This is a genomic window from Streptomyces sp. NPDC051104 (assembly GCF_040682835.1).
GTDB lineage: Bacteria > Actinomycetota > Actinomycetes > Streptomycetales > Streptomycetaceae > Streptomyces > Streptomyces cynarae.
In genome coordinates, this window is record NZ_JBFBBS010000010.1 from 145,544 (window position 1) to 169,111 (window position 23,568).

22 protein-coding genes are annotated in these 23,568 nt (G+C 69.6%); 21 read left to right on the forward strand and 1 reads right to left on the reverse strand.

The features are described from left to right. Positions 1–229 precede the first annotated feature (229 nt). Positions 230–526 (reverse strand): sigma-70 family RNA polymerase sigma factor, encoded by a 297-nt coding sequence (locus AB0N14_RS17730; RefSeq protein ID WP_366026578.1) that lies wholly within the window; start codon positions 524–526, stop codon positions 230–232. Between the two features lie 168 nt (positions 527–694). Between AB0N14_RS17730 and AB0N14_RS17735 the strand changes: the two genes are divergently transcribed. The 21 genes from AB0N14_RS17735 (at position 695) to AB0N14_RS17835 (ending at position 23,559) form a co-directional block, all read left to right on the forward strand. Next, the gene (locus tag AB0N14_RS17735) at positions 695–1,369 is read left to right on the forward strand and encodes a hypothetical protein (RefSeq protein WP_366026579.1); all 675 of its coding nucleotides are present in this window, start codon (positions 695–697) and stop codon (positions 1,367–1,369) included. A 65-nt stretch (positions 1,370–1,434) separates the two neighbouring features. After that, the gene (locus AB0N14_RS17740) at positions 1,435–1,752 is read left to right on the forward strand and encodes a hypothetical protein (protein WP_366026580.1); all 318 of its coding nucleotides are present in this window, start codon (positions 1,435–1,437) and stop codon (positions 1,750–1,752) included. A gap of 101 nt (positions 1,753–1,853) precedes the next feature. Next, positions 1,854–2,168 carry a hypothetical protein gene (locus AB0N14_RS17745; protein WP_366026582.1) on the forward strand — a complete coding sequence of 105 codons (315 nt, stop codon included), beginning with the start codon at positions 1,854–1,856 and terminating at the stop codon, positions 2,166–2,168. Between the two features lie 33 nt (positions 2,169–2,201). Next, positions 2,202–2,519: a hypothetical protein gene (locus tag AB0N14_RS17750; protein ID WP_366026583.1), complete on the forward strand. Its 318-nt coding sequence runs from the start codon at positions 2,202–2,204 to the stop codon at positions 2,517–2,519. Between the two features lie 139 nt (positions 2,520–2,658). Beyond that, positions 2,659–2,916, forward strand: a complete 258-nt coding sequence (locus AB0N14_RS17755; protein WP_366026584.1) for a hypothetical protein — start codon at positions 2,659–2,661, stop codon at positions 2,914–2,916. A gap of 69 nt (positions 2,917–2,985) precedes the next feature. Beyond that, positions 2,986–6,441, forward strand: a complete 3,456-nt coding sequence (locus AB0N14_RS17760) for a ParB/RepB/Spo0J family partition protein (protein WP_366026585.1) — start codon at positions 2,986–2,988, stop codon at positions 6,439–6,441. Positions 6,442–6,538: 97 nt separating this feature from the next. After that, on the forward strand, positions 6,539–7,369 hold the full coding sequence (locus AB0N14_RS17765; protein WP_366026586.1) for a class I SAM-dependent methyltransferase: 831 nt from the start codon (positions 6,539–6,541) through the stop codon (positions 7,367–7,369). A 126-nt stretch (positions 7,370–7,495) separates the two neighbouring features. Beyond that, complete coding sequence (locus AB0N14_RS17770) at positions 7,496–7,927, forward strand: hypothetical protein (protein WP_366026587.1); 432 nt, start codon at positions 7,496–7,498, stop codon at positions 7,925–7,927. Positions 7,928–7,960: 33 nt separating this feature from the next. Continuing rightward, positions 7,961–8,143, forward strand: coding sequence for a hypothetical protein (locus AB0N14_RS17775; RefSeq protein ID WP_366026588.1), 183 nt, complete (start codon positions 7,961–7,963; stop codon positions 8,141–8,143). 73 nt (positions 8,144–8,216) lie between these two features. Beyond that, the gene (locus tag AB0N14_RS17780; RefSeq protein WP_366026589.1) at positions 8,217–9,125 is read left to right on the forward strand and encodes a hypothetical protein; all 909 of its coding nucleotides are present in this window, start codon (positions 8,217–8,219) and stop codon (positions 9,123–9,125) included. A gap of 79 nt (positions 9,126–9,204) precedes the next feature. Next, positions 9,205–10,101 carry a hypothetical protein gene (locus AB0N14_RS17785; protein ID WP_366026591.1) on the forward strand — a complete coding sequence of 299 codons (897 nt, stop codon included), beginning with the start codon at positions 9,205–9,207 and terminating at the stop codon, positions 10,099–10,101. A 159-nt stretch (positions 10,102–10,260) separates the two neighbouring features. After that, on the forward strand, positions 10,261–13,146 hold the full coding sequence (locus AB0N14_RS17790; protein WP_366026592.1) for a DNA cytosine methyltransferase: 2,886 nt from the start codon (positions 10,261–10,263) through the stop codon (positions 13,144–13,146). Between the two features lie 191 nt (positions 13,147–13,337). Next, positions 13,338–14,243, forward strand: a complete 906-nt coding sequence (locus AB0N14_RS17795; RefSeq protein ID WP_366026593.1) for a magnesium chelatase domain-containing protein — start codon at positions 13,338–13,340, stop codon at positions 14,241–14,243. Between the two features lie 88 nt (positions 14,244–14,331). Continuing rightward, entirely contained in the window at positions 14,332–15,084 is a 753-nt protein-coding gene (locus AB0N14_RS17800) for a hypothetical protein (protein WP_366026594.1), read from the forward strand. Positions 15,085–15,217: 133 nt separating this feature from the next. Beyond that, positions 15,218–15,886, forward strand: coding sequence for a hypothetical protein (locus tag AB0N14_RS17805; protein ID WP_366026595.1), 669 nt, complete (start codon positions 15,218–15,220; stop codon positions 15,884–15,886). Positions 15,887–16,239: 353 nt separating this feature from the next. After that, on the forward strand, positions 16,240–17,583 hold the full coding sequence (locus tag AB0N14_RS17810) for a hypothetical protein (RefSeq protein ID WP_366026596.1): 1,344 nt from the start codon (positions 16,240–16,242) through the stop codon (positions 17,581–17,583). Further along, positions 17,580–18,533, forward strand: a complete 954-nt coding sequence (locus tag AB0N14_RS17815; protein ID WP_366026597.1) for a ParB N-terminal domain-containing protein — start codon at positions 17,580–17,582, stop codon at positions 18,531–18,533. Before AB0N14_RS17810 ends, AB0N14_RS17815 begins: the two co-directional genes overlap by 4 nt. Continuing rightward, positions 18,530–19,117 carry a hypothetical protein gene (locus AB0N14_RS17820; RefSeq protein WP_366026598.1) on the forward strand — a complete coding sequence of 196 codons (588 nt, stop codon included), beginning with the start codon at positions 18,530–18,532 and terminating at the stop codon, positions 19,115–19,117. Before AB0N14_RS17815 ends, AB0N14_RS17820 begins: the two co-directional genes overlap by 4 nt. 3 nt (positions 19,118–19,120) lie before the next feature. Further along, positions 19,121–20,704 (forward strand): terminase family protein, encoded by a 1,584-nt coding sequence (locus AB0N14_RS17825; protein ID WP_366026599.1) that lies wholly within the window; start codon positions 19,121–19,123, stop codon positions 20,702–20,704. 174 nt (positions 20,705–20,878) lie between these two features. Next, positions 20,879–22,399 (forward strand): class I SAM-dependent DNA methyltransferase, encoded by a 1,521-nt coding sequence (locus tag AB0N14_RS17830; protein WP_366026600.1) that lies wholly within the window; start codon positions 20,879–20,881, stop codon positions 22,397–22,399. An 83-nt stretch (positions 22,400–22,482) separates the two neighbouring features. Then, the gene (locus tag AB0N14_RS17835) at positions 22,483–23,559 is read left to right on the forward strand and encodes a restriction endonuclease subunit S (protein WP_366026601.1); all 1,077 of its coding nucleotides are present in this window, start codon (positions 22,483–22,485) and stop codon (positions 23,557–23,559) included. The last annotated feature ends 9 nt before the right edge of the window (positions 23,560–23,568 follow it).

Here is a 23,568-nt window from a genome sequence, read left to right on the forward strand (position 1 = left end):
CCCGGCCGTGAGGTCGTCGCCGAACTGCGCGCCGAGGCCGCCCGGCCGACGCCGAAGCCCGAGCTGCCCGCGCCGGTCCCGCTGCGCCCGGTCGAGCTGCCCCCGCTCCCGGCCGCCCCCGACCAGGCCGAGCAACTCGACCTGTTCACTGAAGCCAACCTGACCGGCCGCCGGAATGCGCGAGGCGTCCCGCACAGCGTGTGCGGGGCGCCTCGTCGCGTCGGGCCGGTCAGTCGGAGCTGGCGGCGCTGCGGGCCTTGCGGGCGAGCGCGGCCGAGTTCAGGTGGCCGCTGGCGATGTCGGACACGCGCTGCTTGGAGACCTCCAGGATCGGCGCCAGTTCCTCGCGGGAGCGGCCGGCGTCGAGGAGGCCGCGCGTGGTCCGCTGTCGCTGGACGCGAAGCCAGCGCTGCAGCTCGGGCACGGCCTTGAGTGCGGCGGTCAGCTTGCGGGCCTGCTCGGTGGTCGGCTCGGCCGCGAGGTCGGCGAGGGCGGCGAACGGGGCCGGGAGCTTGGGGTCGTCCATGAAGCCAGCATAGTGGGGAGACACTATGGCGGTCACGTTGCGGCGTGTCGGGCCTCTGGCCTGCGATTTTCTGCGATTTCTCGCGGAATACCCGGAACCACATGCACCGTACAAGCGTTATACATAGTGACTAACCACTACACCACTCACCCCCACAAGGAGTCCGGCATGGACGCCACTACCGCCCTCCACTTCCTCACCATCCGCGCCACCAGCGAGACCGAGGCCGCCGAGACCGCCCGCCAGAAGCTGGCGGAAGCCTGCGCGAAGCCCGGCTCCCGGCTGGACTACCTGATGGAAGCCGTGATGGTGGCCGACGCGCAGGCCCGGCCCTGGAAGGACCTCTTCGTCCGCATCGAGAAGCACGGCGTCCGCGAGGGCCTCGCCAGGATGCGCCAGAAGGTCATGGAGGCCCTCGTGGAGTACGGCGTCTCCCTCAGCACCAGCCTCGTCACCAATGCCGAGCGCCTGCACGAGCAGGAGGGCCTGCGCCGCTTCCTGAGCAACACCGGCGGCATCGACATCGAGGACGACGCCCCGGCCGAGGAGCCCGCCGCGGTGCCCCAAGAGACCCCGGCGCCCGCGTCCGCCCCGGTGGAAGTCCCGAACGCGACTCCGGCCCAGAAGCGCACCCTGGCGGCCATCCGGGACAACGGCGTCAAGATCCAGGAACTCCGGTTCGGCCAGACCCGGGTGACGGTCCAGGCCGGCGAGCGTCCCCGCAAGGACATGGTCGAGTGGGTCATCGCGCAGGGGTGGGCCACCCAGTCACGCTCCACCAGCCTCTACGTGGGCCAGGCCGTGACACTCACCCCGGTCGGCGAGGCGATCCTGGCCAGCTGACCCCCGGCCGCCCGGGCGGGGTCAGCCGGCCCCGCCCTCCATCTCGAACAGAAAGCGAGGCAGTCATGAGTGCCATCACCTTCGAGAGCCTGGTCCGGGTCGCCCTCAAGGCCCAGCCGTGCGACACGAGCGACGAGTGCGGGGTCTGCGGTGCGGGAGCCGACGAGCTCTGCGCGGTCGACTGCGACAACCGCGGCGAGGTCGCCATGGATCAGGTCGCCGACCTGATCGGCGACCTCCCGCGCGACGAGTTCGTGAGCATCCTGCGGAGCGCGCTGGAGCGGGAGATGGTCGACGACGAGACCCCCGGCTTCTTCTGGGCCTGGTCGGCAGTCGACGACGAGGCCCAGGTGCGCGGCCTCGGCTGCCCGGTAGGTATCTGACCTGCGATTTCTCGCGACATTCCCGGAGGCAACCCGGAACCCCAGGCTGCCCCCCGCGTTAGTCATAGTGACTAACCACTACACCCTCTGAGGAGCGCGGCATGAGCATCCAGACCCTGATCGAGGACATCACCCTGGTCGCCGAGGCCGGAGACGCAGATGACGCCCTCGACCTCTCCCGGCAGCTCATCCGCGCGGGCAACACCAAGCGCGCGATCGACGTCCGCCGAGCGGTCACCAAGGGCGTGCTCGACCGGGACGTCCTGCGCCGCCTCGCGGTGACCATCGCCGAGGACGCGGCGGCCCACCAGCGGTGGGTGCAGACCGAGATGCGCTCCCTCGCCCGCGAGGCCCGCACGCTCGGCCTGCCCGGCCACATGCTCGGCATGGTCGACCAGATCGCCCGCGCCGTCTGACCTCCCTCCACTCCATCAGCAGAAAGGCCCGCCATGACCACCACGCTCGCCGCCGCCTCCACCCAGTTCGCCGAGGAGCTGGGCGACGCCGTCGGCAGGATCGCAGCCTTCTCGGCGATGTCCCTGCACGAGTCGTTCCCCCACCTCGACCTGGACGGCCTGGTCGAGACGCTCACCCGGTCGAGCGCCGTGCAGATGGTCAGCACCTGCTACCTGGCCGGGCGCGAGCGCGGCCTGCCCGCCGGCGAGGCCGCCGCCGAGGCCGGGACCGCGCTGATCCGCGGCTGGTCCGACGCCCGCCTGGCCGCCCGCGCCCAGCTCGACCAGGCGAAGGCCGCCGTCTCCGCCTGAGCACCCGTGGAGCTCGCGGCGGCAGCCCTCTGACCTGCGATTTCTCTCGATTTCTTGGGGTCAACCCGGAACCGCATAGCCTGTACATGCGTTGTACATAGTGACTAACCACTACACCCCAACCTCAAGGGAGCCCGCCATGGACGCCACCACGATCACCGCGATCTTCGAGGCCGCCACCACCTCCGACTGGCGGCGGACCGGCCAGGGCCTCTCCACCGAGGTCCGCGTCGACGGCTTCGACTGGACGGTCCGCCTCCCCAAGGAGGGCCAGGGCCGGGCGTTCATCGCGGGCAGCAGCGGCTGGGGCGGCGACACCGCCGAGTACATCGAGGCCACCTGGGGCGAGACCTTCGCGATCGTCGAGGCGGCGATGGCCGCCACCCGCGTCCACTGACCTGCACGACCACCACCCACGGCCCGGCAACCGCCGGGCCGTCTCCCTTCCTTGAAAGGAGTCCCGGCCTTGGCCGAGATCACGATCACTCACACGCGAGCCGAAGGCACGATCCTCGAAGGCTCCAGCAAGGGCGACGGCGTCTTCGAGATCGTCCGCGAGTTCGGCTTCTGGTTCTCCCGCAACGTGGACGGCCTGTTCATCAAGCGGTCCCGCGACAAGGCGGCCGACACCTGGCGGATCAACCGGGCCGCCGACGCCCTCCGTGCGGCCGGGCACACCGTGACGGTCGAGATCAACGAGCGCGTGCGCCGGTCCTTCGAGGAGGCAGAGGCCGATCGCGAGGAGCGCGCCGAGAACCGCGCCGACCGGTTCGGCGACCGCGCGAGCCGGGCCGTGGCCTCCTCCGACGCCCGGCACGCCGCGGCCCGGAGCATCATGCGGGGCATCCCGTTCGGGCAGCCGATCCTGGTCGGGCACCACAGCCAGCGGCGCGCGGAACGGGACGCTGAGCGGATCGACACGAACATGCGGAAGTCGATCGAGGACCGCGACCGGGCGGCGTACTGGTCGGACCGGGCGCGCGCGGCCGAGAACTACGAGCGGTTCCGCAAGGACCCGTACCGCACCCTGCGGCGGCTCAAGAAGCTACGTGCCGACCTCCGCCAGCAGGAGCGCTACGTGGCGGAGGCCGCCGAGAAGGGCTGGAACGGCGAGCGGCACGAGGTCAACGTCCTCGACCTCCGCGAAGAGATCGAGCACTGGGAGAAGATCGTCAAGCAGGCCGAGGCCGACGGGGTGAAGATCTGGGGCCCCGAGGACTTCGCGCCGGGCGACTACGTGCACTACTGCGGCTCCTGGTACCAGGCGAAGCGGGTCAACCCCACCTCGCTCAGCATCGCGTGGAACCTGCGGCTGGCCCCGAAGCAGGTGATGACACTGGAGGACGCCACCGAGCGCGGCAGGACCTGGACGCACACGGCCGACTACACCAACGTGCGCGCCCGCTGCCCGGAGGCCGCGATGGACGCCTTCCGTGCCGACGGGATGGTGCCCGGCTCGAAAGAGGCCCGCGAGGCATCCGAGGCGCAGCCCGCGAGCGCGGTCCGCGAGGCCCAGGCGGCGAAGCCGAAGACGGCGAAGGCCGCGAAGCGCAGCAACCCGAAGGTGGCCAAGCGGCTGTTCGTCACGTGCGACCTGGGCGGCACCGTGGCCGAGCTGACGTGGCTCAACGGCAACAGCCGGCCGCACAAGGACTTCGAGCCGACGCTGATCACACCACCCGAGGGCGAGAAGTTCCATCGGGCGGTCTGGTCGAAGGCTCTGCAGAAGGAGATCGCGAAGATCCTCGACGAGCGCGGCTACGCGTACGGAGACGACGACTGGGCGGTCTCGCGGGACCGGAGCGGCTTCGTACGGAGCATCGAGCCGAAGCCCGAGCCCGAGCAGCCGGCGGAGCCCGCCGCGGCCGAGGAGGCGCCGCCGCCCGCCGTCGAGGAGGCCCCGGCCGAGGGGCAGGCGGCACCCGCTGCAGAGACGGTGAGCGACGAGCCCGAGCCGACGAAGACCTGTGGGAGGGCCGACTTCAAGCGGGGTGACTACGTCGAGGCCGGGGGTCAGTGGCACGAGGTGACGCGGGTCAACCCCCGGAGCGTGTCCGTGCCCGGCGACCCGTACCTGATCCAGTGGGACCTGGTGACCGGCCGCAGGAGCGCCGCCGAGATGGCCGAAGCGCAGGCCCTGGCCAGCGCGGCCGCCGAGGACTCGGCACCGGCCGAGGATGCCCCCAAGGCCACGGAGGGCGACCCGGAGGGGAGCGAAAAAACCCTTCTGACCTGCGGTTTCTCTAACGACACCCGGAACCACACGGCCCCTCTCAACGTTGTTCATAGTGACTCCCCACTAACCGCACCCACCGAGGAGGCCGCAGTGACCGAGGAAGAGAAGCATGGACGTCGGCTCACCCGCCGAGAGCGCCACGCCGCCCAGATGGCCGAGATGACCGAGCGAGCCAGCGAGCAGCCCGAGATCGAGCGCACTGCCGAGCTCGACGCCGCCTACCGTGCGTACGTGGACGATGGAATCGCCTCCACGGACGGCTGGTACTCGCCGCTCGACTTCCAGGCGTGGTCCTCCACCCTGGGCGCCCACCTCGTCGCCGAGGCGGCTGCCGAGGTCCCCGCGGCCGGCGAGGAGAAGGCGACCCTGGAGGTCGAGGCGCCCGCCGCCGAGGCGGAGGAGGTGCCTGCGACGGAGGCCGAGGAGTCGGCGGAGGGGGCCGAAAAAACCCCTCTGCCCAGCGATTTCTCTGGGAATACCCGGAACCACACGGCCTCCACAGGCGTTGTACATAGTGACTACCCACTAAACCCCACCACCGAGGAGGCACCCACCATGACCACCACCGCGCCCGCCAAGAAGGCAACCGCGACCGCCAAGGCCGCCAAGAACGCCGCCAAGACGAAGCCCGCCCCGAAGAAGACCACCGCGAAGAAGGCCGACGCGCCCGCCCCGACCCCGGCCGAGGTCAAGGCCACCCCCAAGCGGGTGCCCGTCGACCGGATCGACCGCGACCCCAGCCAGCCGCGCGAGGAGTTCGACCAGGCCAAGCTGGAGGAACTGGCCAAGTCGATGAAGAAGCTCGGCCAGCTCCAGCCCGTCAGCCTCCGCTACGTCCCCTCCACGAGGCGGTACGTGCTCATCATGGGCGAGCGGCGCTGGCGCGCCGCCCAGATGGCGGGCCTGACCGAGCTGGACGCGATGGTCACCCGGGGCGTCGAGGAGGGCGACCGCGAGACGCTCGCCAAGCAGGTCGCCGAGAACGTCGGCCGCGCGGACATGACCCCGATGGAGGAGGCCAAGAGCTTCCAGCGGCTGGTGGACGCCGAGTACACGATCGATGAGGTCGCCGAGATGTGCGGCAAGTCCGCCGCCTACGTCGGCTGGCGGATCGACCTCCTCCAGCTGTGCGACGAGGCGCAGGATGCGCTGAGCAAGGCGCACCTGCCGGTCGGGATGGCCTGGTACGTCTCCAAGCTGAGCTGTGACAACCAGATGCGGTTCCTCGCGAAGTACGCCCGGGGCGCCTTCCCGAACGACCGGGCGGCCGAGGAGTTCGTCAAGGCGTGCCTCGCCGAGGAGAAGCGGCGGGAGTCGCAGGGCTCGTTCTTCGTCCTCGCCGACGAGAGCGCCGAGGGTGACGGCAGCACCCAGGAGGAGATCCCCGGTGCGCACGACGTCACCGCCGAGGAGCGCGAGCGGATCATGGACGCGCGCGCCAGGCTGACCAAGAAGATCGACCGCCTGTCGACCGCCGGCGAGATCCTCTCCGAGCTGGCTACCGCGGACCCGGAGGAGCTGGCCCTGCTGCTCGCCGGTACCCCGGGCGGCATCCCCGGCCACCAGATGCGCATGGACCACCTGGCGAAGCTGATCGGCAAGGTGAGCGCCAACCTGCGCAAGGCCCAGGCCCACGCGGAAGTCCGCGCGAGCGGCATCGTCATCAACCCCGAGGCCGCCGCCTGAGCTGCATGTAGTGCCTAGTCACTAGTCCGACCTTTCCCCCTACGGCGCGCGCCGCCCAGCGCGGCGCGCGCCCTCCAACCCGCCCAGGAGGCAGACCATGCGCTTCACCGACGACGCCCTCAAGGTCCTCACCGACCCGCGCACCGAGATCCGCGACGACCTCGTACGCATCCCCTTCGAACTCGACCGGCCGGTGTACGGGCAGGTCGACAAGGTCCTCAAGGAGATGGGCGGCCGGTGGGTCGGCGCCAAGAAGGTCCGCGCGCACGTCTTCCCGCACCGGATCGAGGAGCACCTGCGGCAGTGCCTGGCGGCCGGCGAGTACCCGTCGAAGTACGAGCAGGGCTGGTTCCCCACCCCGCCCGCGCTCGCCATGCGGGTCTGCGACCTGGCGGGCATCCGGGCCGGGGACAGGGTCCTGGAGCCCTCCGCCGGATCGGGCGCGCTGACCGCCGAGATCGCCCGGCGCGGCGGCGTGATCGACGCCGTCGAGTGCGACGAGTTCCGTGCGGACATGCTCCGTGCGCAGGGCGACTGCCGCAGGGTCTTCGCTGCCGACTTTCTCAAGCTCGACCCGCTGGAGTACGCGGAAGGCTTCGACCGGATCGTGATGAACCCGCCTTTCAGTGGCGGCCTCGACCACATCCTTCACGCGATCCAGTTCATGAAGGACGACGGCGTGCTGGTCTCCATCATGAGCGCGGGCCTCATGTGGTGGGAGGACAAGAAGACGGCCGAGTTCCGGGCCGTGGTCGAGGAGGTCGGCGGCGAGATCGAGGCCCTGCCCGACGACTCCTTCGCGGTCTGCGGGACGAACGTCCGCACCTGCCTCCTGTTCCTCCCCGGGTACGCCGGGGGACCGCTGCGCACGCACGACTGGCTGCTGCGCCAGCCCCGCCAGCTCGACCTCTTCGAGACCGCCGCCTGACCCGCGATCTCTTTGAGTCCACTTTGCATATCCAGCTTCGCAAAATGGATTAAACAAAGTGGATTTAGGAAAGGATCACGGTAGAACCTTCCACCCACCCCAACCCCACACGAAAGGGACGACAGAGTGGACGTCAGACTCGCCACCTGCACCTACCAGGAGTTCACGCCCGACATGGGCACACCGGTCCGCACGACGGTCGGCCGTCCGCGCTTCCCGCTCCCGTACCCGCTGACCGCGCACGCGAAGTTGGTCACGCCGACCAAGGAGCTGCTCGGCATCAACGCGCGGGACGCCTACGAGTTCAGCTACCGCCGGCTGCTGAACGCGCGCGGCTTCGGGGCCATCCGCGACGAGCTGATCCGCATCGCGGGCGCCTACGACCTGGACAGCCCGCTCGTCCTCCTGTGCTTCGACCGGTACGACCGGCTCGCGCCGCCTGAATGCTGGTGCCACCGCATGTTCCTCGCGAAGTGGTGGACCGAGCTGACCGGGGAGGAGGTGCCCGAGCTGGGCGCCCAGCCGAAGACCGACCACCAGCAGGGCGGCCTCTTCTAACCCGCCCGACCGGCACCCGACAAGGAGGACGACATGGCCGGTGCCTACTGCAACTTCTGCGGACACCGCTGCTTCGTCTACCGGATCATCCCCGACGGCCCCCAGAAGGGATGGGCCGGACACCTCGCCACCTGCGCGCGCGGCATGGCCCACGACCGCGCGGAGACCGGACACGACCACACCACTGCCATCAGCCCCGCGCAGGACAGCGAGTAAGGCCGCCCAGCGCACGACCGACCGGCCGGGACCCGCGGGGTCCCGGCCGGACCCATACCCGGAGGGAATCCCAGTGATCGACACGCGCGTCACCCTGGACAGCATCGTCGGACCCTACGACTGCCAGCAGAGCGAGTGGCGCACCTACCGCTTCACCCTCGACGCCACCCGGCAGGTATCGGCCGGAACGATCGAGATGGCCGAGAGCTACGGCTGGTCGTCCATGGAGACCATCCACGTCATCGACGGCCGCCAGGGCAGCCCCGACACGGTCCACGTCATCGACAGCGGCGAGACCTACACGGCCAACGAGGACGGCGACCGAGCGGCCCGCGCCGTCGCGCTGCGCATCAACTGGCGCGGCAAGACCCCGACCGTCACGCCGATCGCCGTCAACCGGCAGGCCCGCAGGGCCGCCCGCAAGACGAAGAACAGGGCCACGGGCCGGGGCGCCGGCGCCGCCCGCGTGGTCGTCGTGTGCGTCCACTGGGAGTGGGTCGATGACGAAGGCTCGGGCGCCTTCGACGTCATCGAGCAGGTCGACGGCGGCTACTACCTCGGGGGCAGGGAGTGGCCGTGGTGCGTGGTCACCTGGAACTGCGCCTGCGGGAACACCCAGGACTGGCACGAGACCGACTGCCTGTGCGGCCTGACCCGCGACGGCCAGCCGACGACGGCCCTCGCCGCCGCCACCCACAGGGCCGGGCAGGTCCTGCGAACACTGGCCCCCGAGGCGACGTCGGCCCTGGTCGACGTCACTGGCCCGCCCTACATCTGCGCGGTCTTCGCGGGCGACGTCGAGATCGACACGGCCGACGACACCGGCCCCTTCGACACCGAGACGCTCGGCGAGGCCGACGCGATCCTGCGGGCCGCCTACGAGGAGACCACCGAGGACGAGACGGCGGCCGGCTGGGTGCTGGTCCCCGACGAGAAGTCCAGCGCGCTCTACCGGCTCACCTTCGCGCCCGCCCCCCAGTAACCCGCCCGGCTGGGACGGGCGCTCACAGGCCCGCCTCGGCCCCCCACTCCACATCAGTACAAGGAAACGAGGACGTCACATGACCACCCAGCCCGCCTCCCGCCCCGCCTACGAGATCCCCACCCACCTCGGCGCCGCCGCGCACGCCGCCCTGGACGCCGACCGGGCCGCGCGCGACCAGCTCGGCCGCGCGATGCTCGTCGCCACCGCCGCCGCGGTGCGCGACATCCTGACCGGCTACGAGCCCGACGCCCCGTTCGACGCGAGTGCCGTCGAGCTGGTCGAAGGGGAGGACGGCTCACTGTTCCCCAACGGCCGGTACTGGACGCTCGCCGGCGAGGAGCGGACGTTCACCGAGACGGTCGGCGCCGCCGAGGCCGGGAACGGTATCCACGGCATGAGCGAGTGGACGGCCTACCTCAACGACAGCACGCGCGACGTCTGGTACGACCTGTGCACCGAGCAGCCCGACCGCGACGGGCGGCCGGCCTACCGGCTCGACCTGCTGCCGGCGGCAGCCCTCCAGCTCGACGAGAGCGCACCCGCACCGGTCCGGCAGCGGGGCCAGATGGTCGAGGTCTTGGTGTGCGCCAACGACAGCGACCGGTACCCGGCGATGGTCGACCCCGACGACCAGCGCGACGGGTACGTGAAGCCCTGGTTCGACCTCGACACCGTCCGGCGCATCGCCGAGCAAACCCAGGCGGACGCCGCCCGCTACGGGCACGACTCGGTCGACACGGTGCACGTCCTGGAAGGCGGGGACTGCGCCGTGCGGCACGACGGTTCCACCGAGCCCTTGAAGTACGCGGTCGTGCTCGTCGTCTGCTGGATGTACCTGGACGGGGAGAAGCGCGAGCAGGCGGTCCAGGTCCTCCAGCCGAACAAGGACGGCCGGTACGCGGTCGGCGGCCACGACTGGCAGTGGTACGCGCTCGGCGGCCAGCTCAACCCGCAGATCCCGTTCCGGCCCTGACCGGGCCGGTTTGACGATCCTTTGCCGAACTCCGTGGATCATGACCGATATTCCAAAGCTAATTTGGCAAAGATGATTGTGTAAACCTTTCACCCCAGCCACCGGGCGAGCCGACAGCGATCGGCTCGCCCGGAGCCATGAGAGCAAGGGAGACGGCAGATGCCCTACATCGACTCCACCAGCCGCCAGTGGGCGGCAGCCTCCAAAGCCGCCAACGCCCCCCGCCGCGTGCGCGCCTACAAGCACGACGGCGGCGACCTCAGCGTCATGGACTGGTTCTGCGCGGACACCGAGACCGAGATCCTCACGGCGCACGGATGGCGACGGTACGACCAGGTGGCGGTCGGTGACCTGGTGGCCAGCCTCAACACCGAGGGCGGCGTCGCGCGCTGGGTGCCGATCCAGCGGATGAACGTGTTCGAGGTGACCGACGCGAAGATGCTGCGGGTGGAGGGCAAGGGGCTCTCGGCGTTCGTGACGGAAGGCCACCGCTGGCCCGTCCAGCAGCGGGTGGGCACCCAGGCAGGGCGTCGCCTGGTCTGGCAAGTCCGGACCTCCGACCGGCTCAATGTGGAGTCCTCGGTCGTCCGTAGCGCTCCCTTCGAGGCCCCAACCCAGAGCGTCCACGATGACGCGCTGGTCGAGCTGGTCGGCTGGGCGTGGACCGAGGGCAGCTACCGCGAGAACGGCGGCTTGCACCTCTCCCAGTCGCCCACGGTGAACCGCGCGAAGTGCGAGCGGATCGAGCGGGCGCTGACCGCGCTCTACGGCCCCCCGATGGGCCGAGCTGGCCGGCGACGCGGCGAGCCCGCCTGGAACGTCGCGGACTACGAGGGGACGAGGTACTGGCGGCTCAACGTGGCCGCCGCGGCGCCCATCCTGGCTGCCGCCCCCGACCACGTCCTCGACCCGGACTGGCTGCGCTCCCTCACACCGGCCCAGCTCGACCTGCTGATCGAGGCGTCGATGCTGGCGGATGGGACGACTCGTGTGCGCGATGGGGCGCGGGACTCGTCCCTCTCGCAGAACCGGCAGGACCGCGCGGAAGCGTTCCAGTTCGCTGCGATCCTCGCGGGCCGGACGACCTCCATCCACCGCTGGGAGATGCAGCACAAGGGCAAGGCGTACCCGATGTGGCGGGTGTCGCTCCTGGAACGGGTGACCGTCAAGCCGCTCCGCCAGGCGGTCGCCGAGTGGACGACCCACACCGGCACCGTCTGGTGCCCCACGGTCGAGTACGGCACCTGGCTCTGTAGGCGCAACGGGCTGGTGCACTGGACCGGCAACTGCGGCGCAGGCGGGTCGGGTCAGGGTGCGGACGCTGTCCCCTTCCTGCGGGTGGCCCGCGCGGCGAACCACTGGAAGCAGGCCATCCAGACCCACCAGATGAACTTCCCGGGCGTCGCGCACTACATCGGCGACATCCGCAAGGCCCCGGTCTGGGCCTGGCCGATCACCGACATCTTCTGGGCGAGCCCGGAGTGCACGAACTGGTCGATCGCGAAGGGCAAGAAGCGGTCGTTCGCCAAGGCCGTCCAGGGCGACCTGCTCAGCCTCTACGCGGACGTGGAGGAGGAGAAGTTCAAGACCGCCGACCAGCAGGACGACGGGCCGACCGAAGAGGAGGAGGCCAGCCGGGCGCTGATGGAGGAGGTGCCCCTGTACCTGCGCGGCGTGATCGAGCGCGGCGGCCTGATCAAGGCGGGCGTGGTCGAGAACGTCACCGACGTCCGCGCGTGGTCCGAGTGGGACGCCTGGCTCGGCGAGTTCCATAAGCTGGGCTACCGGACGAAGGTCATCGCGCTGAACTCGATGCACGCCGACCCCAGGAGCGTGCACAAGGCCCCGCAGAGCCGTGACCGGCTGTACGTCGCCTACTGGCACAAGAGCCTCGGCCGCACCCCGGACTGGGACAAGTGGCTGCGCCCCAGGGCGTACTGCGCGAGCTGTGACGAGATGGTGAGCGCGCTGCAGGTCTTCCGTAAGCCGGGCAAGGACATGGGCCGCTACGGGTCGAGTTACGACTACCGGTGCCCGAAGAAGTCGTGCCGCGCGATCGTCCGCCCCGACGTCCTGCCCGCTGCGGCGGCCATCGACTGGTCCATCAAGGGCACGCCGATCGGCAGTCGGCCGAAGACCGAAGAATGCCCCGAGGGTCTCGCGCCGAAGACGATGGCCCGCATCCGGGCGGGAGTGAAGAAGTACTGGCCGCAGCCCGGAGGCGAGCAGGGCGGGCAGGAAACACTGTTCGCCGACCGGCCCGACGCCGACCGCATCGCTCCGTTCCTCGTGCCGACCGGCGGCACCTGGCGCAACGGCCCGGCCGGTGTGAACCAGCCGATGCCGACCCGCACGACCGTCGAGTCCGACGCCCTGGTCGTGCCGCCCATCCTGGTGCCCTGCGAAGGCCGCGAAGGCAAGGAAGCCATGCGGATGGACGAGCCGCTGCGCACCCAGACAACGCGGCTTGAGACGGCGATCGCCTACGTGCCGTTCGTGGTCCCCATGCGGGGAGGCGGCGACCTGGAGAAGGCCCGGCACATCGGCCACCCGGTCCACACCGTCTCGGCCGGCGGCAATCACCACGGCCTGGTCATGGCGCCCCGCCCGCTGGTCATGCGGAACAACACCCCGAACGGCGACCCCGCACAGATGGTCACCGTCGCGGACGAGCCGTTCCGGACCATGACGACCACCGGCCACCAGTCGCTGATCACGGCAGACCCGCTGCTCGTTCCGTACGGCAGCGGCCAGGCCCGGCCCGTCAGCGAGCCGGTCGGCGCCCTGCCGACCCGGGACCGGTACGCGCTCCTCGACGCCAACGGCGAGTACGACCTGTCGAAGGTGCTGTTCCGGATGCTCCAGCCCAAGGAGATCAAGAGGGCGATGGCTTTCGCGGACGGCTACAAGATCCTGGGCAGCAAGCGGGACCAGATCAGGCAGCTGGGCAACGCGGTCACGCCGAACGCGGCGGAGGTGTTGCTGTGCGCCCTGGTCGAGTGCATCACCGGCCAGGACATCGACCGGTACGCGATGGCCGCCTGACCTGCACATTTCTCGAAAAGCCCGGCTCCAACCCGGAACTCCAGGGGTAGTCACGCGTTGGACATAGTGACTACCCACTAAATCCCTCTCCAAGCGAGCGCCATCCACGCCGACGAGCAGCCCCCCGCCTGACCGCCCACCCATCCGAGCGCCCGCCCACCCGGGCGGGCGCCCATCCGAAGGGAACCGAGATGACCCAGGTCCTGCACACCGACCCGACCACCGCCGACCTCTCCGCCGCCTGCGAGGAGGCGCGGCAGATCGCGCTGAGCGCCCGCGCGACCTACCTGCAGGGCACCATCGCCTACGCCGCCCGCCTCATCCGCGAGGCACTGCCCGACGCCGCCGCGATCACCGTCGACACCGAGGATGGCGAGCTGTACGAGGTCCGCGACGCGGGCGGCAAGGCCCTGTACCGGGCGCCATTCACCCCGGCGAGCCCGCTGCACGACAGCATCACCGGCGACGTCGAAGCCCTCTTCCGCGAGGTGCTGCCCTTCGGCGGCCTGGAAGACGCCGGCTGGGAGACCGCCGCCGAGGGCCTGCCGTATCGGACCGTCCTCCTGCCAGGCGCCCCCAAGCCCGAGCGGCGCACCGCCCACGGCTTCGCCGCCACCCCCGGCCGGATGCTCGACGTTCGCGCCGAATGCGTCGCCGGGGAACGGGCCTTCAACCTGGAAGGCCCGCACCCCCTGTACCAGCGGGAGACCCGCGACCGGATCCGCGCCGCGATGGCCAACTCCGGGTACGACGTGCCGGACGCCGCCCTCACGGTCACCGCGCACGGCACCCTCGCCCGCGGCGCCACCGCCGCCGACCTCGCCCTGGCCGTCACCGCCCTCGCCGCCACCGGCGCCTTCGACCCGCGCGCCCTACACAAGGTGGCGTTCATCGGCGAACTCGGCCTGGACGGCCGTGTGCGGCCCGTGGCCGACGTCAACGCCGCCGTCCGCACCGCGTACGCCAGCGGCTACACCACCGCGGTCGTCGCCGACGACGACATGGGCAACGTCGACGTCGCCGGGATCGGCATCCACGGCGTCGACAGCCTCCGCCAGGCCCTCGTCCTCATGGAGTGCTTCGGCCGCGCCAACTAGCCGACCCGCCCAGCGGGGCCGGGGAGCAGGCAGCGCTCCCCGGCCCCGGGACCCCTCATCCAACCAGCTCGCACCCGAGAGGAACGCCATGCGCGACGACTACCTGACCGGCGACGTCCACCTCGCCGTCTACGGCCCCGGCCGCTTCCCGAGTTACTCGCCCTTCGCCGAGAACGGCTACCTGTTCACCGTCCCCGGCAGCTTCCCGGAGGACACCCCGGCGCACACCAACGTGACCGACTGGGAGATGGCCGTCTACCGCACGAAGGACGACCCGGACGAGTGGGAGGTCCGAGACGCCAACGGCCAGCGCAGGGTGTGGGCCACGGCCGGCACCCGCCGCGAGGCGATCGGCCTGGCCTTCCAGGAGATCGCCCGCAAGCGCCGCATCCAGGCCGCCGACGTCGCCGCCAAGCGCAAGGCCGCCGGACTGGAGCCCGCCCCGCCGTACACGGTGGAGGGCGTCAGCAGCGTCACCCTCGTCATCGCCCCGGGTGCAATCGCCGTCCTCGACCGGATCGAAGCCGCCGACGGCGATGGCCCGGCCAGCTACCACGTTCACGACACCGAAGGCGGTGAGCCGTACGTGATCCGGGCGGACGACGGGGTCACGCTGCGCACCACGACCATCGGCGTCCTGCACCACGGGTGCGGCCACGACCCGGAGAACGCCGCCCGGTTCGAGAACGAGGCGGGAGCCCTGATCTACGCGAAGCACGGCATGGCAGCCGTCTGGCCCTGCACCGTGATCGATGCCGCCCAGCCCGAGTCCTCCGGGCACGCCTCGAACTGCTCCGACGAGCAGCACGCGCACAGCGCACTCTGCTTCGACGTTCCCTGACGGCCGGCACAGGCACCTGACCGCCGCGAGGCCGGGGAACAGGCAGCGTTCCCCGGCCTCACCGCTTGGTCTACCGCGACCCCGCCGGTCCGCCCACCACCACCTCAGACCCTGCCGAGATAGGACGCCACAGATGGCCACAGGATGGACGATCCGCCCGATCCGCCTCCCCGACGAGCACCTGCCCAGCATCGCCGACGGCTGGACCTGCCGTGCCTGCTCCACGGCCTGGCCCTGCGCGGAGGCCGCCGAGCACCTGACCTCCAACCGCTGCACATGCGGACAGACCGTCTACCGGGAGAAGCACGGCCCGAGGAACTGGCACCTGGGGGAGCGCTGCTACACCGCGAAGGACGTTGTCGTTTGGCAGGGAGCCGAGCTGGCCGCAGCCCGGCGCCCGCACTACCCGCCGAGCCACTACTACCCGCCCAAGCCGTCCCGGCGCCGCCGCCAGCGCCCGCCGATCCCCCGGCACAGGGTCACCGGCCCCGGCGACATCCGGCCCGGCACCTGGACGTGGGTCAAGCCCGGCGGCCTGCACCCCGGCTGGGGCGACATCCACCAGCTCGCCATGCTCACTGCAGTCGGTCCCTGGTGCGAGGTGTGGCTGATCCTCGACGGCACCGTGCACGACGTCCGCGCCGACCGGCTGCTCCTCGACGGCGGCCCGCGCGAGAACCGGGCGGCCTGGTGGAACTGGACGGTCGCCGAGCACCTCGAGCGCCAGGAGCCCGGCGACCGGGCGGCCGAGAACCGTACCGCGGTCCAACCCGCACTGTTCTCCGGCCACCTGCCCGCCTAAGCCGCCAACCCCCCGCCGCCTCCCACCACCCCAAGCCCCGGCAACGAGGCGGCCACAGGCCCGGCCACAGTCCCACAGAGCCCAGCCCAGGGCAGACACAAACGGCATCACACAGCGTTCATGTACCATCACCGTCAGTCCGGTCGTTCTGAGCAGCGGCGCGATCGGCACGCGCCGGAGGTGTAACCGCCGCACGGTCCCCTTCCAGGGGACAGGACCACGTTCAAGTCGTGGCCGGCGCTCCATGACAGGCCCTCACCACCAGGTGAGGGCCTTCGCCTTGCCCGGGCCTCAGTTGCCCCAGGTCAGCTATCTTTGCCGCCCTTTGTCTGCAGGACCCCCAGGAGCGGCCCATGTTCCACGGATCGATCCCCGCACCCCTCCGCTCGATCATCTACGAGCACGCCGGCACCTGGCCCGGAGAGGACATCTACGTCGGCTGCTCGGGGAACTTCACGATCGAGCGGGTGCTGCACGCCCGGTTCGGCAACGAGCGCCGCGTCCACGGCAACGACATCCAGGCGTACAGCTGCGCCCTCGGCTGGTTCCTCGCCGGTGACGAACTCCGGTACACGCTCCGCGAAGAGTACGCGGAGACGTTGGGCTGGCTGCACCCCTACCTGGAGGACCGCACCGACCTCCTCGCCACCCTCATGCTCGGCACCCGCTTCCTGCAGTACGTCGGCAAGGACGGCGCCTACTACCGGCGGATGCTGGACGCCACCCGCGAGCAGTGGCCGCGCATGCACGAGAAAACCGCCACGAAGCTGCGGAACCTGCAGACACGGCTCGGCTCGTTCTTCGCCGGCGACGTCCGCGACTACCTCGACCAAGAGGTGCCCGCCGACGCCCCGGTGGTGATGTTCCCGCCGTTCTACGCCAAGGACTACCAGGCGCAGTTCGCGTCCATCGACGCCGCCTTCGACTGGCCCGAGCCGTCGTTCGATGAGCTGACCGAGGACGGCAAGGAACGCATCATCGAGCAGGTCCAGGACCGGCCGAACTGGGTCCTCGGCCTGCACATCGAACGCCCCGAGCTGCGCGACAAGCTCGCCGGCGTCGTCCAGACCGCGAACCGCGGCCTGCCGATCTACGTGTACGCCGCGAACGGGCCCCGCCGCATCGTCCGGCCCCGCCAGGCCGTCGAGCCGATCCCCATGCCGAAGATCGGCGCGGACGAGGAGCTGGGCGACCGGATGACGATCCACATCCTGACCGGCGGCCAGTTCGCGGCGATCCGCTCGCAGTTCATGTCCAAGACGATCAAGCCCGGCAGTCCGCTCATCGCGTGCGCGGTCGCCGTCGACGGCAAGGTCATCGGCGCGTTCGCCTACCTGCCGCCGAAGTTCGACCCGAACACCGCCTACCTGATGTCGGACTTCCCGGTGTCGTGGACCCGCTATCGGCGCCTCGCCAAGCTGATCGTGATGGCGGCCTCCACCCGCGAGGCACAGCTCCTCGTCCAACGCTCGCTGTCCAAGCGGATCGACGCCTGGTCCACCACCGCGTTCACCGACCGCCCCAACTCGGCGAAGTACGGGCGCGGCATCCCCGGCGTGAAGCTGCAGAAGCGCACCGAGCCCGGCGCCGACGGCATCCACCGCTACCAGCTCCAGTACGGCGGCCCCCTCGGCACCTACGACCTCAACGAGGCCCTGACCCTGTGGAAGACCAAGCACGGCAAGGACATGCGATGACCACCGACACCCCCGCCGCCCCGACCACACAGATCCGGCCCCGCTTCGTCCAGCGCGACCCGCGCAACCTCACCCGCCTCCCCGTCAACGCCCACTACCAGACCAAGGAGGAGTACGACCGGCTCGTAGCGAACATCCGGGAAGACGGCTGCCTCACCAGCGTCCCCCTGATCTACGGCGCAGGCGAATACCCGGAGGGCGAGGAACTGATCCTGTCCGGCAACCACCGCTGCGACGCCTCCGTGGAAGCCGGCCTGCCCGAGATCACCTGCATGCTGATCGAGGACGCCCAGACGAAAGACCAGCTGATCGCCCGCCAGCTGTCACACAACGCCATCACCGGCAAGGACGACCCGGCCACCCTCCAGCAGCTGTACGACCAGATCGAAGACGTCGACTGGCGCGCCTACTCCGGCCTGGACGACGACCAGCTGAAGCTCCTCGCCGAAGTCCAGCCCGAAGGCCTCTCGGAGGCGAACCTCGACTTCGCCACCGTCAGCCTCATCTTCCTGCCGCCCGAGCTCGAAGCCGCCCGCGAAGCCTTCGACCAGGCCCGCCTCGGCCAGAACGAAAGCTGGCTCGCCGCACGCGCCGACTACGAGCAAACCCTCGACACGCTCGCCTCCACCCACGCCGCCCACAAAGTCGGCAACGTCGCCACCGCGCTCCACGCCATCCTCGCCATCGTGGAACGCCACCTCGACGAACTCGCCGAGGGCTACACCGCCCCAGACGGCACCCACCTCCACACCGGGCACGTCGGCCTCGAAACCGTCCTCGGCTCCCGCACCCTCCCAGCACCCGCCGCCGTCACCATCAACAAGGCCATCGCAGCCGCAGAAGGACGCGGCGAAATCGAGCAAGGCCAGGGATGGCGCCTCCTTGAGCGTCTCGCCGGCGAGTACCTGTCCGGACCCAACCACGAACTCCTCTCGGACGGACCCGAGTGAGCACCCGCACCCCGATCACCCTCGACCCGTCCCTGGACCCCTGGGAGCGCCAGCCCAGCGAGACGGCCAAGAAGCACGGCCAGTTCGTCACCTTCCGAGACCTCGGACGCACCCGGACCCTTACGGAAGCCGCGCAGAAGCTGACACTCGCGTACGGGCACGTGAGGAACCTGGCGTCCGAGTTCCGGTGGCGTGAGCGGGTCGAGGCGTACGACCGGCACCTGGACGTCCAGTACGAGGCGATGTGGCTGCAGGAGCGCCGGAAGGCCGCCGAGACGGACGCGAAGATCCTCGGGGCGGCGATCGGCAAGCTGGCGCAGCGGCTGACGACGATCAACCCGGCCGAGATGAGCGTGGGCGACTTCATCCGGCTGATGGACGTGGCGATGCGGCACCGCCGGGTGCTGTTCGGAGACCCGACGGAGACGATCGCAGTCACCGGGGAGGGCTCCAACCCGCTGGCGCAGCAGTTCGCCGAGTTCGCGCAGATGAGCCCGGAGCAGCGCCGTGCCCGCCTCGCCGATCTGGCGGACTCGGTGCAGCAGCGGATCCGCGCGGTCGACGGCGGAGACGACGAGGAGTAGGCGATGACGGTCACCGTGAGCGAGCTGGAGCACCTGGACGATGCGGAGGTGTTCCGGCAGTTGGAGGCCGCGCGGCGGTCGATGAGCGAGGCCCTGTTGCGGGACCCGGTGACGCTCGCTCGCGGCCTGGACCGCACCTACCGGATGCGGCCCCACCTGAAGGTCATCGGGGACGCCCTGGCGGAGGTGGGGCGCGGCGAGTACGACCGGCTGCTGATCCTGACCCCGCCGCAGGTCGGGAAGTCGACCACGGTCGCGGAGTGGTTTCCGTTCTGGTGGCTGTGCCTGTACCCGATGGACCGGGTCGCGGTCACCTCGTACGGCGACGACCTGGCGCTGCGGCGCGGCAAGATCGTCCGGGACTATGTGGAGGAGTACGGCGACGAGTTCGACCTGCGGCTGCAGTGGGGTTCGTCGGCGAAACAGGACTGGTCGCTGACGACGGGCGGCGGTGTCCGCTCGGTGTCGGTCGGTAAGGGCCTGACCGGTCACCCGGTGAATCTGCTGATCGTGGATGACCCGCACAAGGACCGCGCGGACGCCGAGTCGGAGGCCACCCGGCGGGCGTTGCACGACTGGTACTCGTCCACCGCGTTGAAGCGTCTGCAGCCGGACCGCAACGCCGTGGTGGCGATCCAGACCCGCTGGCACCCGGACGACTTCGCCGGCCGACGCCTGGAGGAGGAGGGCCGCATCGAGGACGGCGGCCGGTGGAAGGTGATTCACCTGCCCGCGGTCGCTGACCCCAAGTTCGGTCCGGATCCGCTCGGCCGCGCCCCGGGGGACCCGCTGCCGCATCCGAAGATCTCCACGCGGAACAAGGCGGCGCTGAAGGCGTGGTGGGCGGACATGAAGCGCACGTCGATCGTGCGGGACTGGCACGCCCTGGCGCAGGGCGATCCGCAGCCGGCCGAGGGCGCGCTCGTGTCCGAGGAGCTGCTGCGGATGCTGCGGGACACCACCACGCAGGTGGAGCCGCAGAAGATCGCCGTGGCCATCGACCCCTCGGGCGGTGGGCGCGACGTCGCCGCCGTCATCGGCGGCTTCCTGGGAGGCGACGGTCGCGTGTGGATCACCGACGACGTGTCGGCCGCGATGTCGTCCGCCGAGTGGTCCACCGCGGCCTGCCTCCTCGCCCACCGCATCAACGCGGCAATCATCTACGTGGAGTGGAACTTCGGCCGGGACATGTGCGTCCTCGCGATCCAGACATCATGGGAGAAATTGCAGAATGACGGCGAGATCCCCAAGACGGCACTGATGCCCGTCATCCAGCCAGTACGGGCAAAGCAGGGCAAGCTGCTCCGCGCGGAGCCGATCGCCCAGCAGATGGTGCAGGACAAGGTGCGGCTTCGAGGCCTCTTCACCGACCTCGAGCGCGAGTGGGCAACCTGGCAGTCCACCGACCCGGACAGCCCCGGCCGCATCGACGCCTCGTGCATCCTGGCGTACGGCCTCATCCCGGAGGCCAACCAGGGCGCCATCGTCCACCCGCCGCTGCCGACGATGCCGCAGCCGGGCCAGCTCGGCAGGAGTCGGCCGCCCGGTGGTACAGCGTCCGCCTATGGGCGAAGGATCGGAAAGTAGGAGAACACCCTCAGCCCCTCCCACGGACGTTGATCACGTGGCCAGCCCGTGGGCGGCTGCCCCGGGGCGAAGCGCAGCGCCAGCGCGGGCAGAGCGGTGGGACCCTGCCGCCCTTCGGGCGCTAATCAGGGGACTCCGTGCGGGTTGTCAGTGGGGTCCGTTAGCCTTCGGGCTGTGATTACGGGTGAGCTGAAGAGCAAAATCGACCGCGTCTGGGACGCCTTCTGGTCGGGCGGGATCTCGAACCCGCTGGAGGTGATCGAGCAAATCACCTACCTGATGTTCATCCGCCGTCTGGACGACCTCCAGACGGCCAAAGAGAACAAGGCCAACCGCACAGGCCGGCCGATCGAGAACCCGATCTTCACCGATGAGACGGACCGGTTGCGGTGGTCCCGCTTCAGCAACCAGTCCCCGGAGGCCATGCTCACCCTGGTGCGGGACGGCGTGTTCCCGTGGCTCAGGAACCTCGGCGGCCAGGACTCCACCTACTCACACCACATGCGCGACGCACGCTTCGCAATCGGTACATCCACCCTGCTAGCGAAAGTCGTCGACATGCTGGACGAGATCCCGCTCGGCGACCGGGACGTCAAGGGCGATCTGTACGAGTACATGCTCAGCAAGATCGCGACAGCGGGGCACAACGGCCAGTTCCGTACACCGCGGCACATAATCCAGCTGATCGTCGAGATGACCGCTCCTGGCCCGAGGGACGAGATCTGCGACCCCGCTTGCGGCACGGCCGGTTTCCTCGTCGCTTCGGCCGAGTACGTGGCGCGTACCCATCACGAAGCTTTGATGGAGCCCGCGCAGCGCCGGCACTTCGACGAGCGCATGTTCCACGGCTTCGACTTCGACAGCACCATGCTGCGGATCGGCTCCATGAATATGCTTCTGCACGGGGTGGAGAATCCGGACATCCGCTACCGCGACTCGCTCGCGGAGAGCGCAGCCGGTGAGGCGGAGCGATACTCGCTGATCCTGGCCAACCCGCCCTTCGCTGGCAGCCTCGACTACGACGCCACGGCCAAGGACCTGCAGGCCGTCGTCAAGACGAAGAAGACGGAGCTGCTGTTCCTCGCCTTGTTCCTCCGCCTGCTCAAGCCCGGCGGCCGCGCGGCGGTCGTCGTTCCGGACGGAGTGCTGTTCGGGTCCAGCAAGGCGCACAAGGACCTGCGCAAGCTCCTTGTCGAGGGACACAAGCTAGACGCCGTCGTGAAGCTGCCGAGCGGTGTGTTCAGGCCCTACGCCGGAGTGTCCACGGCCATTCTGTTCTTCACAAAGACGAACAGTGGGGGCACCGACAACGTCTGGTTCTACGAGGTCACGGCCGACGGCTGGAGCCTCGACGACAAGCGCGCTCCGCTTCTGCCAGAAGAGAAGCTGGGCCCGTTGGTTGGCGAGGCCGTGCTAAGTGGCGAGGAGCACGGCAGTAATAACCTGCCCGACGTACTGGCCCGCTGGAAGCGCCGCAACGGCAGCGAGCTGGAGAGGTCACGCGCGGAGCAGAGCTTCTGCGTCCCCAAAGCCGACATCGTGTCCCATGGATACGACCTGAGCCTCAACCGTTACCGGGAAGTCATCCACGAGGAAGTGGAGCACCGCACGCCACAGGAGATCATGGACGATCTGGCCAGGATCGAGGCGGAGATCCAGCAAGGTATGAGCGAGCTCAAGGGGATGCTGTGGTGACCGGCTTCACCGTTCCCCTAGGTTCCCTCATCAGGCCAGCTGCGGTCTGTCGTGCCGGTTCGGTGAGTTATCCCATCCTCTCTATGACCATGAAGCACGGTCTGATCGACCAGGGTGACAAGTTCAGGAAGAGGGTGGCCAGCCAGGACACCTCCACCTACAAGGTGGTGAAGCGCGGCCAGCTCGTCGTCGGTTTCCCCATCGACGAAGGCGTCCTTGCCATCCAGGACAAGTACGACGAAGCGATCGTGAGTCCTGCTTACGAGATCTGGGACGTTTCCGATCCGGAACGCATCGACCGCGGCTACCTCGAGCGTTTCCTGAGGTCACCGAAGGCACTTGCTTACTATTCCGCCAAGCTTCAGGGGACGACGGCGCGACGTCGCTCCCTGCCGAAGGACGTCTTCCTCGCGCTTTCGGTGCCGGTGCTGGACGTGCCCCGGCAGCGCCAGGCCGTCAGGGCGCTTGACCAGGCGGATGCCCTGCGGGCCAGGCGCAGTGCGGCCATCTCGCTCCTCGACGAACTGTCCCGGTCGGTCTTCCTGGAAACGTTCGGGGATCTCAAGCGCAATCCCAAGGGATGGGAGACCGTGCAGCTGGGCGAAGTGGTGCGGTTCCACGCGGGTGCCTCGCTCCCCGAAGGCGTCGCCTATACGGGACAACAGGGCGGCTATCTTCTGCTCAAGGTCTCCGACATGAATCTCCCGGGCAACGAGCACGAGATCTCCACGTCCCGAAGTTGGAGCACCGGCCCGGGGGGAAAGTCGGCCACCTGCCCGGCCGGAACGATCGTCATCCCCAAGCGAGGTGGGGCGATCTCCACCAACAAGAAGCGGATCACCGTCCGGCCCGCGATCCTGGACCCGAACCTCATGGGAATCGTGCCGGATGCCGCGGCCCTGAACTTGACCTATCTCCGCCAGTGGTTCTCATTCTTCGACCTCTCCGCTCTTGTCAGCGGAAGCAGCGTTCCGCAGTTGAACAAGCAGGACCTTGCACCGCTGGTCATTCAGGTTCCACCGCTGGACCTTCAACTGGAGTACGTGCAGAAAATCCGTGAGATTTCCAGGGTGACGGCTGTGCACCGGAAACAGGCTGCGATTCTGGACGAACTTTTCTTTTCGATTCGACAGCGTGCGTTCACCGAACGCTCGGCGTGAACGGCATCA

Coding starts and splice junctions, on each gene's coding strand:
- AB0N14_RS17795 (WP_366026593.1), top strand. CDS start 13,338: ATGACCCAGGTCCTGCACACCGACCCGACCACCGCCGACCTCTCCGCC.
- AB0N14_RS17775 (WP_366026588.1), top strand. CDS start 7,961: ATGGCCGGTGCCTACTGCAACTTCTGCGGACACCGCTGCTTCGTCTAC.
- AB0N14_RS17735 (WP_366026579.1), top strand. CDS start 695: ATGGACGCCACTACCGCCCTCCACTTCCTCACCATCCGCGCCACCAGC.
- AB0N14_RS17825 (WP_366026599.1), top strand. CDS start 19,121: ATGACGGTCACCGTGAGCGAGCTGGAGCACCTGGACGATGCGGAGGTG.
- AB0N14_RS17815 (WP_366026597.1), top strand. CDS start 17,580: ATGACCACCGACACCCCCGCCGCCCCGACCACACAGATCCGGCCCCGC.
- AB0N14_RS17805 (WP_366026595.1), top strand. CDS start 15,218: ATGGCCACAGGATGGACGATCCGCCCGATCCGCCTCCCCGACGAGCAC.
- AB0N14_RS17765 (WP_366026586.1), top strand. CDS start 6,539: ATGCGCTTCACCGACGACGCCCTCAAGGTCCTCACCGACCCGCGCACC.
- AB0N14_RS17750 (WP_366026583.1), top strand. CDS start 2,202: ATGACCACCACGCTCGCCGCCGCCTCCACCCAGTTCGCCGAGGAGCTG.
- AB0N14_RS17800 (WP_366026594.1), top strand. CDS start 14,332: ATGCGCGACGACTACCTGACCGGCGACGTCCACCTCGCCGTCTACGGC.
- AB0N14_RS17835 (WP_366026601.1), top strand. CDS start 22,483: ATGACCATGAAGCACGGTCTGATCGACCAGGGTGACAAGTTCAGGAAG.
- AB0N14_RS17810 (WP_366026596.1), top strand. CDS start 16,240: ATGTTCCACGGATCGATCCCCGCACCCCTCCGCTCGATCATCTACGAG.
- AB0N14_RS17785 (WP_366026591.1), top strand. CDS start 9,205: ATGACCACCCAGCCCGCCTCCCGCCCCGCCTACGAGATCCCCACCCAC.
- AB0N14_RS17730 (WP_366026578.1), bottom strand. CDS start 526: ATGGACGACCCCAAGCTCCCGGCCCCGTTCGCCGCCCTCGCCGACCTC.
- AB0N14_RS17790 (WP_366026592.1), top strand. CDS start 10,261: ATGCCCTACATCGACTCCACCAGCCGCCAGTGGGCGGCAGCCTCCAAA.
- AB0N14_RS17755 (WP_366026584.1), top strand. CDS start 2,659: ATGGACGCCACCACGATCACCGCGATCTTCGAGGCCGCCACCACCTCC.
- AB0N14_RS17740 (WP_366026580.1), top strand. CDS start 1,435: ATGAGTGCCATCACCTTCGAGAGCCTGGTCCGGGTCGCCCTCAAGGCC.
- AB0N14_RS17745 (WP_366026582.1), top strand. CDS start 1,854: ATGAGCATCCAGACCCTGATCGAGGACATCACCCTGGTCGCCGAGGCC.